General features: G+C 53.0%; 15 protein-coding genes. 9 read left to right on the top strand and 6 right to left on the bottom strand.

What is annotated here, in order from left to right; all coding sequences use genetic code 11:
* Nucleotides 1-18: 18 nt before the first annotated feature.
* Nucleotides 19-288: a YqhV family protein gene (locus ABD76_RS14180; protein WP_181454649.1), complete on the bottom strand. Its 270-nt coding sequence runs from the start codon at nt 286-288 to the stop codon at nt 19-21.
* Nucleotides 289-575: 287 nt separating this feature from the next.
* Between ABD76_RS14180 and comA the strand changes: the two genes are divergently transcribed.
* The 3 genes from comA (at nt 576) to ABD76_RS14165 (ending at nt 2,776) form a co-directional block, all read left to right on the top strand.
* Entirely contained in the window at nt 576-1,391 is an 816-nt protein-coding gene (gene comA, locus ABD76_RS14175) for a phosphosulfolactate synthase (protein WP_197257843.1), read from the top strand.
* A 60-nt stretch (nt 1,392-1,451) separates the two neighbouring features.
* A complete protein-coding gene (locus ABD76_RS14170; RefSeq protein WP_197257841.1) occupies nt 1,452-2,174 on the top strand; it encodes a 2-phosphosulfolactate phosphatase in 723 nt (240 codons plus the stop codon).
* A gap of 140 nt (nt 2,175-2,314) precedes the next feature.
* Nucleotides 2,315-2,776 (top strand): DUF441 domain-containing protein, encoded by a 462-nt coding sequence (locus ABD76_RS14165; RefSeq protein WP_197257839.1) that lies wholly within the window; start codon nt 2,315-2,317, stop codon nt 2,774-2,776.
* 106 nt (nt 2,777-2,882) lie between these two features.
* Here ABD76_RS14165 and ABD76_RS14160 read toward each other — a convergent pair whose 3' ends face one another.
* A complete protein-coding gene (locus tag ABD76_RS14160; protein WP_197257837.1) occupies nt 2,883-4,136 on the bottom strand; it encodes an aspartate kinase in 1,254 nt (417 codons plus the stop codon).
* Between the two features lie 668 nt (nt 4,137-4,804).
* Between ABD76_RS14160 and ABD76_RS14155 the strand changes: the two genes are divergently transcribed.
* Entirely contained in the window at nt 4,805-5,722 is a 918-nt protein-coding gene (locus ABD76_RS14155) for a transposase (RefSeq protein ID WP_197257835.1), read from the top strand.
* A 658-nt stretch (nt 5,723-6,380) separates the two neighbouring features.
* Here ABD76_RS14155 and efp read toward each other — a convergent pair.
* The 4 genes from efp to ABD76_RS14135 all read right to left on the bottom strand — a co-directional run bounded on the left by efp (nt 6,381) and on the right by ABD76_RS14135 (nt 9,315).
* Complete coding sequence (gene efp, locus ABD76_RS14150) at nt 6,381-6,938, bottom strand: elongation factor P (RefSeq protein ID WP_168181745.1); 558 nt, start codon at nt 6,936-6,938, stop codon at nt 6,381-6,383.
* A gap of 83 nt (nt 6,939-7,021) precedes the next feature.
* Nucleotides 7,022-8,098, bottom strand: a complete 1,077-nt coding sequence (locus tag ABD76_RS14145; protein WP_197257833.1) for a M24 family metallopeptidase — start codon at nt 8,096-8,098, stop codon at nt 7,022-7,024.
* Between the two features lie 54 nt (nt 8,099-8,152).
* On the bottom strand, nt 8,153-8,602 hold the full coding sequence (gene aroQ, locus ABD76_RS14140; protein WP_197257831.1) for a type II 3-dehydroquinate dehydratase: 450 nt from the start codon (nt 8,600-8,602) through the stop codon (nt 8,153-8,155).
* Between the two features lie 119 nt (nt 8,603-8,721).
* The gene (locus tag ABD76_RS14135; RefSeq protein WP_197257830.1) at nt 8,722-9,315 is read right to left on the bottom strand and encodes a YqhR family membrane protein; all 594 of its coding nucleotides are present in this window, start codon (nt 9,313-9,315) and stop codon (nt 8,722-8,724) included.
* A 192-nt stretch (nt 9,316-9,507) separates the two neighbouring features.
* On the opposite strand from ABD76_RS14135, the gene ABD76_RS14130 reads away from it, so the two are divergent.
* The 5 genes from ABD76_RS14130 to ABD76_RS14110 all read left to right on the top strand — a co-directional run bounded on the left by ABD76_RS14130 (nt 9,508) and on the right by ABD76_RS14110 (nt 14,985).
* Nucleotides 9,508-10,458 (top strand): DUF1385 domain-containing protein, encoded by a 951-nt coding sequence (locus tag ABD76_RS14130; RefSeq protein ID WP_197257829.1) that lies wholly within the window; start codon nt 9,508-9,510, stop codon nt 10,456-10,458.
* Nucleotides 10,459-10,507: 49 nt separating this feature from the next.
* Nucleotides 10,508-10,819 carry a hypothetical protein gene (locus ABD76_RS14125; RefSeq protein ID WP_197257828.1) on the top strand — a complete coding sequence of 104 codons (312 nt, stop codon included), beginning with the start codon at nt 10,508-10,510 and terminating at the stop codon, nt 10,817-10,819.
* A gap of 281 nt (nt 10,820-11,100) precedes the next feature.
* Nucleotides 11,101-12,849, top strand: a complete 1,749-nt coding sequence (locus tag ABD76_RS14120; RefSeq protein ID WP_197257827.1) for a stalk domain-containing protein — start codon at nt 11,101-11,103, stop codon at nt 12,847-12,849.
* A gap of 181 nt (nt 12,850-13,030) precedes the next feature.
* Entirely contained in the window at nt 13,031-13,729 is a 699-nt protein-coding gene (locus tag ABD76_RS14115; protein ID WP_197257826.1) for a response regulator transcription factor, read from the top strand.
* Between the two features lie 26 nt (nt 13,730-13,755).
* Entirely contained in the window at nt 13,756-14,985 is a 1,230-nt protein-coding gene (locus ABD76_RS14110; protein ID WP_197257825.1) for a sensor histidine kinase, read from the top strand.
* Nucleotides 14,986-15,091: the final 106 nt, after the last annotated feature.

Here is a 15,091-nt window from a genome sequence, read left to right as displayed (position 1 = left end):
CCCCGAATTGCCCGGTTCTTATTTCTTCAAAATGCCGATAAGCAGACAAGACACCCCGGCCGCAATCCAGGCCATTTTGCTCCAGTTCAGCTTGTCTGCGATGCCGATGAGACCGATGGTCGTCGTCGCGATGAGAACGAGCGGACCGACAAGCGCAAGCAGAGAATTGACGGCCAGCGCCTTCTCCGGCTCATTCAGCTTCAGCATAATGAGTGCCGCGGTAATTTCCAGGCAACCCGATATTATGCGGAGCCCTGACATGCTGGCGACAAATTTATCGACGGACAACTTCGCACCTCCTTTCGCTGCAAGGGAAACGTATGGCGGATACATACTTTCCTCTATCTCCGGACCCGCAGGCGTAATCCGTGCGGCCTGTCCTTTTCCGTATATTGACCATTGTATGCGCGGAGCCTTACCATTCATGCTCGTCCCTTCGATTCTTCGATCTTCGATTCCTTCGCCATCTTCTCCCCAAGCGCGGCCTTCCCGTCCCGGTAGGCACCTGTCAGCAGGCGGGAGCATATATTGCTTGCATGATTCGACTAATCTGGGGACATGAAGGGGATTATGTGATGAGTCTTTCCGAACCTCAAATCGAACAATGGCCTGGAGCCATGGTGGATCCGAGCGGAGTACGAACCCACAAGCCAAGAATAACCGGATTGACGATGGTAATGGATAAAGGCTTGGGAGCAAACGCATTTTCCGATCTGCTCTCTTCGGCTCATGAGCATATCGATATCATTAAGCTGGGCTTCGGCACGGCTGCGGTTACGCCGGCCCCGCTGTTGTTATGGAAGCTGGATATGGCGCGGCAGTATGGGATTACGGTGATGCCCGGGGGGACATTTCTCGAATACGCCGTCGCCAAAGGCATGGTCGAACCATTTTTTCATATGATGAAGGAAATGGGCTTTACTGGAATCGAAGTATCCGATGGAACGATTTCGATGCCTCGGGAGCGGCGCAATAACCTCATCCAGCGCGCTCGCGAGGAAGGATTCTTCGTCTGCTCCGAATACGGGAAGAAGGCGGCCGGCTCTACTTTCATTTGGGACGACGTTTTGGAAGCGTTCAATGAAGATATTGCCCATGGCGCCGAGTGGATGACGCTTGAAGGCAGAGAGTCGGGCGCAGGCGTTGGCGTATTCGACGAACGCGGAGGCTGCGATACGGAGATGGTGTCGATGATCGCCGAGGCGGTGCATTCCCCGCACCGGCTCATGTGGGAGGCTCCGCGGAAGGATCAGCAGACCGCCATTCTCCGTACGCTCGGTCCGCAAGCCAATCTCGGCAATATCGCGCCGGACGACATTATCGCTTGCGAGGCGCTGCGGCGGGGATTGCGTTCCGATACGATGGGCCATTTGCTGGACACGGTGAAGTAGAGCCGAATTCTAACGGCATCGCCAACGCGAAGCCGGAGGAAGAGTAAGGGGGGAGCAACTATGCAGGTCGATGTCATAGCTAGCGTCAATGAGGCAAGATCGGTTGAACTGGCGAACCGGACGGTCATCGTCATCGACGTGCTTCGGGCGACGAGCACCATCATTACGGCGCTGGCGCACGGGGCATCCGGCATCCTGCCGGTCGAGACGGTGCAGCAGGCCAAGCAGGCTGCCCGTGACGGGGACATTATGGGAGGCGAGCGCAATTGCAAAAAAATACCAGGCTTCGATGCCGGCAATTCTCCGTTCGAATATATGGGCGAGAGCGTATACGGGAAGCGCGTCGTGCTGACGACGTCGAACGGGACGCGGGCGATCCACAAGGCGTCGAAGGCCGACGTCATTTTGGCCGGCGCCTTCCTGAATGCGTCGGAATGCGCGCGCACCGCCTACCAGCTCCGGAAGGACATTGCGTTATTATGCGCCGGCATTCAGGATGAGTTCGCCTTCGAGGACGGCCTGTGCGCCGGTTTCATCCTCGCCGAGCTGTTCCGGCTTGCCAGCCAGGAACAGGATATGCGAACGAATGACCTCGGAAGCATTCTTGTCAGCGCCTATCGTCACCATGCGGGAGACATTACGGCCGCGCTGCTCGGCTGCTCCGGCGGGATGCGCCTTGCCAAGCTAGGATACGAGAAGGATGTCGAATATTGCGCCGGCATCGACACGGTGTCGGTCGTTCCGGTGTGGGTTCAGCAGATGATGCTCCCGTTCGCGACCTAGATCACGGCTGTTCATGGATGATAAGCAATAATCGTTGTTCTAAACGGAGAAGGCTTGTTCATACAGTAAATAGAGGATGTTCAATACGTCCCCTTTTGATCAATCGGACGGACAAACTTTCTTGTCGAGGAGCAATAATCATGAATGGCGAGTTGGTACTGGTTATACTCATTGTTGTCGGACTGGTCAGCCGTTCCCCGATCATTACGACGGCTGCATGCATCCTACTTATCGTCAAGCTTGTGCATCTGGAACGGTATCTGCCTGCCATCGAGCGGAGAGGGCTGGAACTGGGGCTGTTGTTCCTGACGATAGCCGTGCTTGTCCCCTTCGCCGCCGAGCGGATTACGGCCGAACATCTGTGGAGCACGCTCACATCCTGGCCGGGAATCATCGCGCTGGCCGGCGGGGCCATAGCCACGTCCATGAACGGCCGGGGCCTGGAACTGCTGAAAAACGATCCTCAGATGATCGTCGGCCTAGTTGCCGGCTCTCTGATCGGGATCGTTCTCTTGCGAGGCGTGCCCGTGGGACCGCTGATGGCGGCCGGAATAACGGCCTTGCTGTTGACCATTAGCCGTTGGATTATCGATAAGTTCTAGCCGCTTCCCCCGCCTCTTACTACACCCGCCTCTTACGACACATGACAACAAAGCCGGCCCTTGCGGACCGGCTTATCTTGTTCATATCTTCCTTTATGATCTTCTATTATCTTCGTTCTTTCGGTCCGCCGACGAACGCTTCCTCGATAGCATCCAGGCCGTATGAAGTATGAAGCGCAGTAATAATATCATTCAGCTTGGCGCTGGACACGACGCAGGAGACTTTGATCTCGGACGTGCTTACCATTTTTATGCTGACGCCCGTCTCCGAGATGACGCGGAACATTTGGGCCGCAACGCCAGGATGGCTGACCATGCCGGCGCCGACGATCGAGATTTTGACCAGGTCGGCTTCAGAGGTCACTTCGCGGTAAGGAACTTCGCTCCGGATGTTCTCGAGCACCTGAACAGCCCGGTCACGGTCATGCAGCGCCGTCGTGAACGAGAAATCGGCTTCCCCGTTCGTTACCCCGCTCTGAACGATGATGTCGACATCGATTTGCTCATCGGCGAGCGCGCCGAACATGCGGGCGAGCACCCCCGGAAGATCGGCTACGCCGAGAACACTGATGCGTGCCACATTTTTGTCATAGGCGATGCCGCTAACGACCACCCCTTGCTCCATCTTCGCTTCCTCCTTCACATAGGTCCCTTCATTGTAATTGAAGCTTGATCGCACGACGAGACAGACCTTATTATGCTTCGCATATTCTACAGCCCGGGGGTGAAGAACCGCCGCGCCAAGATTGGCGAGCTCCAGCATTTCATCGTAGGAGATCTCCTTCAGCTTGCGCGCACGGCGCACAATTCTCGGATCGGTAGAATAGATTCCGTCAACATCCGTATAGATTTCGCACACATCGGCTTCAATTGCCGCAGCGAGCGCGACCGCCGTCGTGTCGGATCCGCCGCGGCCGAGGGTCGTGATCTCTCCGTCATCGGTCATGCCTTGGAATCCGGCGACGATGACAATGTTCCCCGCTTGCAGCGCGGCATGCACACGCTCCGGAACAATGTCCCTGATTCGCGCCTTTCCATGCGAGGCGTCCGTTCGAAAGCCGGCTTGCCACCCGGTCATCGACATGGACGCATGGCCCAGCTTTTGAATCGCCATCGCTAGCAAGGACACCGAGATTTGCTCGCCCGTAGTCAGCAGCATATCCATTTCACGGGCTGGCAATTGATCGTTTATACTTTTCGCTTGATCAATCAAATCATCCGTCGTATCCCCCATTGCAGACACAACGACAACACACTGGTGGCCTTCTAATTTTTTCTCTACGATCCGTTCGGCAACCCGCTTCATCCGTTCGACCGTGCCGACGGAGCTGCCTCCGAACTTCATAACGTATAGTGCCACGCTGCCTCACTCCCACCCTCAATGGACTGTATCAATCATTAATTGCATATTATAGCACGTTTTTGGGCCGATGGAAGAAAAAAATACAACAATCACGGACGACTTGAACCCCTATATCCCAATTCGTTCGGATTGAGCCAAATGGTAGAAACTTGTGTCCATGACCTTATGAAGACGATCCCTCTCGCTCAGGAGCTTCTCTGCTTTTATTGGCTCTTCCTTCCGGGCCCCTGCAATCATGATTCCCTTCATTCCCCAGCGCTGTTGTTGAGTCAATTCATGTTTATCACTTAAGCCTTATACTCAAATTCCCCGCCACTCAAGCAACTCAATTGCCTTACAACGAATCTCCCACCCGCTCAGGCGTCTCAATTGCCATACAACGAATCTCCCAAGCATTCCGACGTCTCAATTGCCATACAACGAATCTCCAGTGCCCTCAGGTATCTAAATTGCCTTAAAACGAAGCTCCCATGGGCTCAGGTTGAGTTCATATTAAAAAATCGTTTCCTTATAATGCAATGATCATCCCACAGTCAAATAAGAAGTCATTAGAATTCTTTAGGACCCCATATCCCACTTTCATACTTGATATGGAAACATATGTTTGGTATAATCAAAACAAGAACATTTGTTTGTGTTAGTTTTGTTAGGAGGAGGTTACCGGGATGAATGGCTGGTCGAATGTTGGTACATTAGAAGAGTTAATGGAGCAATTCCCTACAGAAGAATCATGCATTCCTGACCTGTTTACGTTGAAATGGCCCCACGGGTTTCGTTGTCCGAACTGCCGTCATGTCCGCGCGTATGAGATCCGGACACGGCGGCTTCCTCTGTATGAATGTACCGACTGCCATCATCAGACGTCTCTGACTGCCGGAACGATCCTGGAAGGAAGCCGGACCTCTCTGCGGAAATGGATAGCTGCGATATGGCTCGTCTCTCAACCTTCATCTGGAATCAATGCAGTTCGGCTGAGCTCCATCATTAAGGTAACCTACAAAACGGCATGGGCTATGCTGCATAAAATTCGTATTGCGATTAGCTGTGCCGATGAACAAGAAAGGCTTGATCATCGTGTTCTTGGCTTCATTGCCTTTAATGGGCCGCGCCAATATCCCAATATCGATCTCGGTCCGCGCGAACAGCCGTTAATTGTAGCTGCTTCTCACGATTCGAATGGAGGGGAACGGCAATATAAAATGAAGCAGGTTAACCGGAAGCATATTTCTGGCAAGCTGCTGCTTCCGTGCGGCCGCGATCACTTTATCACAGAACATGTCTCTGCACCGGAGTCCATGATCTCCATTATCCGCCAGCGTTTTCAGGTTAAACATAACACTCCTCTCTATGCTGTGTTCCGGCGAGCACAGCGTTGGTTATGCGATACATTCTGCGGGATAGGCGGTAAGTATTTGCAGAATTATCTGGATGAATTTTGCTACCGTGAAAATGCTATCGCCCGCCAGACGACAGGATGGGAACCATTGGCGGCGATTTGCTGTGCCGACAACGGGGCAAGACGTCAATACTTATGGAGAGCAGCCTCCTCTATAAGCCGCAACGGCTATTTCATGGCTGCCTAAATAAATCGGCACGGGAAATTGAGAGGTTACGTGCCAGTTGGACTGATCCCCGCACTCCGTTTTTGCTACATTGTTTAGAGGAGCCGAAGCTGGTTGTTCCATTTCGGGTTGATCGGTTCTTAGGAGTATCAAAACATCTAGGCTTCTAGAAAGGTAGCTTTCCTGAGTTGTTGGGATAACGAGACAAAGGAGAGTGAGTTCGGCCCCTCTAAGAACCCTTCTAAGAACGTAGCTTCTGAGGGACGGGGATATTGAGCATAAGGGAAAGATGGAAAGATCCAAGCCTCGGGAGATGGCCATAGTTTATCCTTCTCATCTCGGCAAAGTTAATGGAAACTGCAGACCGACTTTTTGCGTATTGCAGGCCTAGTTACCGGGCACGTCAGACATATTTTCGGGTCGTCTCAGTTGAAGTCACAATCATGTCAGGCAGAAGCCTGACCTAGCTTCTAGCTTCCTGAGCTACCGGGAGACTCATCATAAGAGTGCCAAGATATGTACCAATGCGAACGGTATTCCCAAGACAACGGTACTTCCAAGGCAAGGGTACTCCCAGGGCAACGGTACTTCGAGGGCAACGGTAAACCTGAGGCATATAAATAGCCCCGGAAGCGGCCTGCTTCCGGGGCTTTGCGGATTCGATGCGCATATCCGCTAATTAGGCGCGGGAAATGTACTTGCCTTCGCGCGTGTCGATCAGAAGGACGTCGCCTTCGTTGATGAACAGCGGCACTTGAACGTTGAGGCCGGTTTCCAGGGTCGCGTTTTTAGTTGCGCCCGTTGCTGTGTTGCCTTTAACGCCTGGCTCGGTCTCGACGACTTTCAGCTCCACGCTGTTCGGGAGATTGATGCCGATAATCTCGCCTTGGTAGCTGACGATATGAACGATCATGTTGTCTTTGAGGAAGTTCAGCTCCCATTCGAGCTGCTCCTTCGTCAGGTTGAACTGATCATAGGTTTCATTATCCATGAACGTATATTCGTCGCCGCTGTTGTACAGGTACTGTACTTCGCGGTTATCGATTTGCGCCCTCGAGAGCGTCTCGCCCGCACGGAATGTTTTTTCGACTGTGTTGCCGTTACGAAGGTTTTTCAGCTTGGAACGCACAAAAGCGGCGCCCTTACCCGGCTTCACATGCTGGAAATCGAGGACCGTAAAAATATCTCCGTCCACTTCAACTGTCAATCCTGTCTTAAAATCGTTAACTGATATCATTCGCTTGATTCCCTCCTACAATTATGCAACCCAGATTCCTTGGACGGAGCAGATCCTTGCAGCTAGCTCTCAATCCTGTCCGACTACATGTCCAATACGAGCAGTTCCTTGGTCGATTGAGTAATAATCTCAATTCCGCTGTCCGTAATGACAATATCATCCTCAATGCGCACCCCGCCGAAGCCCGGCAAATAGATGCCCGGCTCGACCGTTACGGTCATGCCCGGGGCGAGCACATCATCGGACGAAGAGGCAAGACGAGGCATTTCATGGATTTCCATGCCTACGCCGTGCCCGGTGCTGTGCCCGAACTGATCGCCATATCCATGGCGCTTGATAATATCGCGCGCCAACGCGTCGGCTTCCCGTCCCGTCATCCCCGGACGGATGTGAGCCAGCGCATTCAGCTGCGCTTCCAGTACAATATTATAAATGTCCCGGTGTTTATCCGACGGAGTGCCGAGAACGACAGTCCGTGTCAGATCGGAACAGTAGCCGTTGTACAATGCGCCGAAATCAAATTTGATGAATTCGTTTCCTTGAATGACCCGTTCGCTCGCCACGCCGTGCGGAAGCGCCGAACGCTCTCCGGAAGCGACAATCGTATCGAACGAGCTGGACGTGGCCCCATGCTTGCGCATGAAGAATTCCATTTCCAACGCGAGATCCTTCTCACGCACGCCCGGCTTGATGAAGCCAAGGATGTGACTGAAGGTTTTGTCGGCCAGTTGGGCCGCTTCCCTCATTACCGCCAGTTCCTCCGCATCCTTGATCATCCGCAGATCTTCGACGAGTCTGCCGACCGGAACCATCTCGATCCCTTGCAGCTGTTCGCTGTAGGCGGCATAGGTGGAATAGGTCACATGCTCCTGCTCGAAGCCGATTCGAGTCAAGCCCGCCTCCGACAGCAGCTGCTTCAGCGTGTCGGTCATTGACGGCGCGTGCTCCACCACTTGCATATGCTTCGCCTGATCCGATGCTTGCGTCGTGTAGCGGAAATCCGTCATTAAAACCGCCTGATCGGCTGTAATGAAGACGTAGCCTGAAGATCCGGTAAATCCGGTCAAATAGCGCCGGTTCACGGCACTGGTCACAAGCAGTGCTTCCAAGCCGCGAGCTTCCATCGCTTCTCTCAATCGAGTAATGCGGTGTTGACTCATTCTCATCATCTCCTGACATGGACTATTGTCAATCCGTTATTCGGGCCCGCCCGATTATTCCCGCTTCGAATCGCTTACGGCCTGATGAAGCGCCATGAGGCCCAACTCGTAGGACCTCGATCCGAATCCCGCAATCTGACCGAGGACAACCGGCGCAGTTACCGACACATGCCGGAAGGCTTCCCTTTTATGTATGTTCGACATATGGACTTCAACTGCCGGGATGTTCACGGCGCTAAGCGCGTCGCGCAGCGCATAGCTGTAGTGCGTCAGCGCGCCCGGATTAATCAGAATGCCGTCATGCGTGCCGTAAGCGGCATGGATGCGGTCGATCAGCTCGCCTTCATGATTGCTCTGGAAGGTCTCCAGCCGGACGCCCCATTCTTCCGCCATCCGCGTCAGCCTGCCCTCTATCGCCGCCAGCGATTCGTCTCCATAGACTCCCGGCTCGCGAATGCCGAGCATGTTCAGATTCGGTCCGTTCAATACCAGATAGGAAGCCAAGCTGCACACCTCTTTCCCCGTACACGATTACATGAGAATCCTCACGTATTTTAACATACGAAGCGGCAAATGAGAAGCGTAAGCGCAAAGGAGAAGCTTACTTTCCCCCCGCTCGCGGACTACATGACAGGCTGAGGCTGCGAGCGATCGTCGGATGCGTCCCCGCCGCCGTCATTTTCTCCATTCTCCGTCGAATCGTGCGGTTCTCCTGACGCACCGAATTGATTGGTATCTTCCGGCTCGCGCTCCCGCTCTTCATTGAATTCCGTCGCCACGGTGTAGCCAATGAACAGCCCCCACAGCAGCATCGTGCATGATTCCGTCCATATCGTGTTCCAAGTCGTGTGCCGTACCGGCGGAACCAGGCCCAGCAGCGGTCCGGGAGCGACGAACAAGATAACCCACCACGCCAGGCCAAAGATGATGCCCGCCCAAGGCCCGGGCACTTTGCGGAGCACAAGCACATACAGCAGCGCCGCCAGAATCGAGAAGACGATGAATGAGCCCAAGCCGAGAAGCTGGCCATCCACCGTAGTCAAATAGGCATGCTTGTAAAACGGCTCGATCAAAAATCCCGGCACGATAATCGTAAAGCTAAAGATATAGCCGAGCCAATGCAGTCCCCCCCATATCAATCCGGCAAAAAAACCGGTCAGCACGCCGAACGTGAACGGATTCGTCCGTTTCTGCATGCGAATCTGGCGTTCGTTCATATCGTTTGCTCTCCTTTCCTCAGACAACATATATGCGGTAGTATACACCAATCGTGGAAGGGAGATTACAGAGTTCCGGAAAATCATGATGTGGAAAACGCTCTTGAAATTCGTTACAATAATATAACATTCCTAATACATTAGTACTTGATTGCACAACTGTTTTTGAATAAATGAGGATGGTGAACGAATTTGTCTGAACAGCAAAACCGGTCAATTTATGGCGGGCAAGCCGTGATCGAAGGCGTCATGTTCGCTGGCAAGCATGTCAATGTGACAGCGGTCCGCCGTAAAAATAAGGAAATTACTTTTTATGAAGTTCCGCGCGAGGACAAGCCATGGCTTACCGCTCTGAAGAAGATTCCCTTTATCCGCGGGTTCGTCAGTCTTCTGGATGCGAGCGGCAAGGGATATCAGCATTTGACTTATGCGGCGGAAAAGTATGCCGAGGACGAGGAAGGCGAGGAAGCGGCCGAACAAGGCAAAGATGACGGCAAATGGAATCTCGTCATGATTATCGGGGTCGCGGCCGTCGGCATACTGTCGCTGATTTTCAGCAAGGTCATCTTTACCGCCGTTCCCGTCGTCATCGAGCAATTTTTATTCGGAAAAGCATTCGATAATCGGGTCATTCATACGCTGATTGAAGGAATTATTAAGATCATTTTCCTGCTTGCCTACTTGTGGCTGATCGCCAAGACGCCGATTATCCGAAGATTATTCCAGTATCATGGGGCGGAACACAAGGTGATCAGCGCCTATGAGGCTGGGCTGGAGCTGACGGTGCAGAACGTGCAGAAGTTCAGCACGCTTCATTACCGCTGCGGAAGCAGCTTTATCATTTTATCGGTCATCGTGGGTGTCGTCATTTACTCCTTCATTCCATATGATAATTTATGGGAACGGATTTACCCCCGGCTCCTGCTTATCCCCGTCGTCATGGGCGTAGCTTATGAGTTCCTCCGCCTGACCAATGCGCTGAGAGATGTTCCCGTGCTGCGCTGGCTCGGTTACCCCGGTTTGTGGCTCCAGCTGCTGACGACGAAGCAGCCGACCGACGATCAAGTAGAAGTATCCATCGCTTCGTTCAACCGAATGCGCGAGTTGGATCAGGAGCTCACGGCGAAGAAAGCGGCCTCCTGAGCAGCATCGGCTTCTGCGGAAGAAGACAACAGGCGAAAGGAATGATAATATGGGCGCATTTCCAAGATGGGCTCTGGCTGTAATCCTGGCGTTGGCCGGGCTCGGCGTATTGTACTCCGCCCTGCAAAGAGGCATCGCATCGTTGCTCATTCCCGCCGTGCTGATTGCAGCGGTATTCCTCCTGTATAAGCTGGGACCGAAGAAATCAGCCGCCCCCAAAATCAAGAAGTCGGCCCAAACGGAAGCCAAGGCGAAGGGCAACGCGAACCGGCAGCCTAAGCGGATCCGGCCGCGGTCGCAGGCCAATCTGCGGGTCATTGAAGGAAGCAAGCCGAAGGATAACAAGAAGAATACGAAGTAGCGGAACGGAAGCGCTCGCCACGGCGCTTCCTTTTTTATTTCTTAACATTTCATTAATATTCCATTAAATAATGTGTCGAATGGATGCATTGCCGTTCGTCTCCCTGTACAATCAGACCGTAACGCTTCTTTTTTCTTCATTCCGCTCGCCCCCCTCCTTCGCTGCACAAGCATCAGTTGATGCGCAACTTTTTTCCTCAATTGTACGTAAAAGGCTCTGGAATAATTATTTGACAATTATCCAACACACATTTACCCCCTAAGAGAGAAGGAGTGTTCTTGATGAACCGCAACAAATCAGGTAGTGTGAAACTTATCGTATTCAGTACGGTTCTGGCTTGGCAGCTATTATTTCCATTCTCCGCCGCACAAGCCTCCGAAGCAAGCCATGTGCTTGCTTTAACAGCCGATAAAGCCAAGATGTCTCATAATGGACAAGAGCTTATCGCCGATCAGCCCGTGGTCGACAAGGACAACCTGGCTTATATTCCGCTGAAGAGCGTCGCGCTCCTCTATGGGTTCTCGGTAACCTACGACGCCGGGACCAAGGAGACGGTAGCCAGCAAAGAAGAGATGACGCTCCGCTTCAAAGCGGGCGCAAAAACGATTAGCGTAAACGGAACAGAAGTGGAAGCTGCAGGAGAGATTTTCAGCCAGAAAGGCAGTCTGATGGTGCCGCTTCGCACATGGGCCGACATCACGGAGAGCGAATTGAAGGTATCCGGCTCGAAATATACGCTGGCCTGGAAGGAGATCGTCGCCGAGCCCTCCCCTCCGGTCGCCAATTTCAAAACGGACAAGTCCGTCTATCGAATGGGCGAAAATATCCGGTATGAGGATTTGAGCGAGGACGAGCACAGCGAGATCGTGAAGCGAACCTGGACAGGCAAAGCGTCCGCCTTCTTCGAACCCGGGGAACATGAAGTCACCCTTCGGGTCGAGAACGAGCACGGCAAGAGCGATACGATAACTCAAAAGATTACCGTAACCAATGAATCCCTGTATACCCCGACAGAGCACGGGCTTCTCTACGCTGAACCCGGTAGCAAATTCCTGGTTGACCGCAACGACGTGCTTGTCTATGATGCGGTCACTTATACGACGACGACCAGTCCAATGACCTTCGTCCGCAGCAATAGCCCCGAGCATCTGTATGGGGAGGAAGGTATCGGTTACCAGGATACACTTTCGGGAAGCTTCCGGATTAACATCCACAATCAGAACCGTTCGCAGCAAGATATCTCCGTATACTTGGTGGCGACGAATCATGGCACCTCCGATGCCAACCTCACGCTCAACGCCTTCGGGATGGGCGGTCCGACCAAATATGTGTCCACCAGCGGCAAAACCGCAGTCTCGCGTTTCCTGGATTCTCTCGCCAAGGCCGAACCGATCCGGACGATGAAGGTGCCGGCCGGCGAGACGGTCGTGGTCCTGCCCGAGATTAGCAAATCTCCGATGAAGGGCGGATTGACGATGACATCCTATTCCGAAATTCATACGGACCAGGAACTTGAATTCTCGGTTGTCATCCTGGATCCGGACAAGGATCCGATCGAAGCGCTGCCGGAGCTTCCCAAGCTGGATCGGGACGGCAAGCATGTGCGCGGAACATTCCCCGAAGGGAACCGCACGTTCCACGTCAATCAGGTGCTTGGCGCCAAGCCGCAGCGGATGATTATCGGGGATAATGATCTCGACACGTTCGTGACAGGCTCCGATCAGGTTACGGGCCTGGAAGAGATCAATATCGGGAACACCGGGGTACTTTATGATATGGAATTGCAGGTTGCCCCGCACACCGTTGTCGGGCTGAACGCGCGCGGCGGACACTATGCAGGGGCATTCCTCGTGAACGGCAAAGTCGTCAATATGGTGGACGGAAGCATACTTATCAATCCGGAGGAAGTCGGCGTTCTGCACCGGACAGGCGATCGGGAAGAGACGGTTCATCTGACCTTCGTCCTGGCCTCCGGAAGCAACCTGCCGATTCACATGCTCTTCCTGCCGATGCCGGAAGCCAAAGAATAGGGTTGCTTTCTTGCGCAGTTACGCGCATCCTATATAGAGAGAAAAAAATTCGGTTGATTGGCGCGATCAAGACGCCGCCGGGCGGCATGCCCGGGGCGTCTTGAAGCATGTCCCGCCGCTTCCCTGCCAGGGGACATGCCGCATCGCACAATCGTACCTACACTGTAAAGGAGTCAGTCTGATGCCGAAAGAGACCATTCTATTGGTAGACGATGAAAAAGAAATCATTGAGCTAATGGAAATCTATCTAAAAAACGAAGGATATGAGCTGCTGAAAGCGCCAAACGGTCTGGTCGCGCTCGAATTGCTGCAGAACAATAAAGTCGATCTGATTATATTGGATGTCATGATGCCGAAGATGGACGGGATTCAGGCCTGCATGAAAATCCGGGAGCAGAACAACACCCCGATTATTATGCTGTCGGCCAAGAGCCAGGATATCGACAAAATCGCAGGCCTCAGCATCGGAGCCGACGATTACGTCACGAAGCCGTTCAATCCGCTCGTCCTCATTGCGCGTGTCAAATCCCAGCTCCGACGTTACAAGCAGTTCAATACGGCGCGCCCGGCGGACGAGAATGAGATCCAGATTGACGATCTCGTGATTAATTTTGCCACTCACTCGGTGACCGTGGATGATGTTCCCGTGAAGCTGACTCCGCGGGAGTTCGCGATCCTGAAGCTGCTGGCGGTGAATCGGGGAATTGTGCTGAGCATGGAGAAAATATATCAGGAAGTATGGAACGAGCCGTTCATGGAATCCAAAAACACCGTCATGGTCCATATTCGTAAAATTCGCGAGAAAATCGAAAAAGACAGTCAAAATCCGAGATTTATCAAGACCGTATGGGGCATTGGCTACAAGATGGAGTCCCTATAAAACTGGAGCCGATAGGAGTGTCTTGAATGGGAAAACCGAAAAGCGCCAACCTCATCCGTACCGTCCGCTGGAAGTTCCTGCTCGTGTTCCTGGGGAGCGTGAGCCTGACCGCATTCATCATGCTGCTTGGCCGCTTGCTGGCCGGCTATTTGCTGTCGGAGCCGCCCTATAACGGACTGCTCATCTGGACGGTGAACAATATCGGCTCCAAGCCGATTATGATCGTTACCGGAATCGTGTCGTTCATTTTGTTTTATTTTCTGTTCAGCCGTCCCATCATCCGTTATCTGAACGAGATAACAGACGGGCTTCAGGAGATCGCCAAGGGACAATTCGATTATGTCATTCCGGTCAAGTCGTCGGATGAAATCGGCTCTATCGCCTATCGGGTCAACGCGTTGTCAGAAGAATTGAACAGCTATTTGCAAGAGATTACGTTCGGACTGCAGGAGATTGCCAAGGGGCAATTCGAGCATGTCATTCCGGTTAAGCCTGCGAACGATCTCGGTCTGGTAGCCGAGAGCATCAATCATATGAGCGCCCAACTGTACCACTCGATCCAGGAAGAGCGCAATGCCGAGAAGACGAAGAATGACCTCATTACGGGCGTCTCGCATGACCTCCGCACCCCGCTGACGTCGATTCTCGGCTTCCTTGAGCTGATCGAGAACGACCGGTATCACGATGAAGTGGAGCTGCGGTACTATGTCAATATCGCCTATGAGAAAGCGTTAAGCTTAAAGTATTTGATCGACGATCTGTTCGAATTTACGCGCATCAACAACGGACTTCCTCTCGAATTGACCGAGCTGGACATGACCAACTTCATCCGGCAGCTGGCGGAGGAATTCGTGCCGAGTCTGGAGAAAGCCGGCATGATGTGCCGCATCAACGCCCCTTCCGAGCCGCTGTACATTATGGCGGATGGAGACCGACTCGTCCGATCGTATGAGAATCTGATCTCGAATGCGATCCAGTACGGGAAATCCGGCAAGTATGTCGATATCGAGCTCGGCAAAGAAGAGGATCAGATTTATGTGAAAGTAACAAATTACGGCGAGCCGATCTCCGAGAGAGATCTGCCGTATATTTTCGACCGCTTCTATCGGGCGGAGCAGTCCCGTTCCAAGGAAACCGGCGGAACCGGCTTGGGGCTGGCGATTACGAAGAGCATTATTGAAGTTCACGGCGGGAAGATCTCGGCCGCAAGCGATCGCAACAAGACGACATTTACGACTCGCTTCCCAAGCGCCTGACCCGCCGGCGCTTTCTCTTAAGAAAATAATAAGGGTTTCCGCTCCCTTTTCATAAGATACATATTTTATAGTCGGTAATAGGGAATGTTCCACAGCATCTGATACA

Source organism: Paenibacillus dendritiformis, assembly GCF_015845845.1.
Taxonomy (GTDB): domain Bacteria; phylum Bacillota; class Bacilli; order Paenibacillales; family Paenibacillaceae; genus Paenibacillus_B; species Paenibacillus_B dendritiformis_C.
The sequence above is the reverse complement of the archived record's forward strand: the minus strand, read 5'-3'. Positions and strand labels throughout refer to the sequence as shown.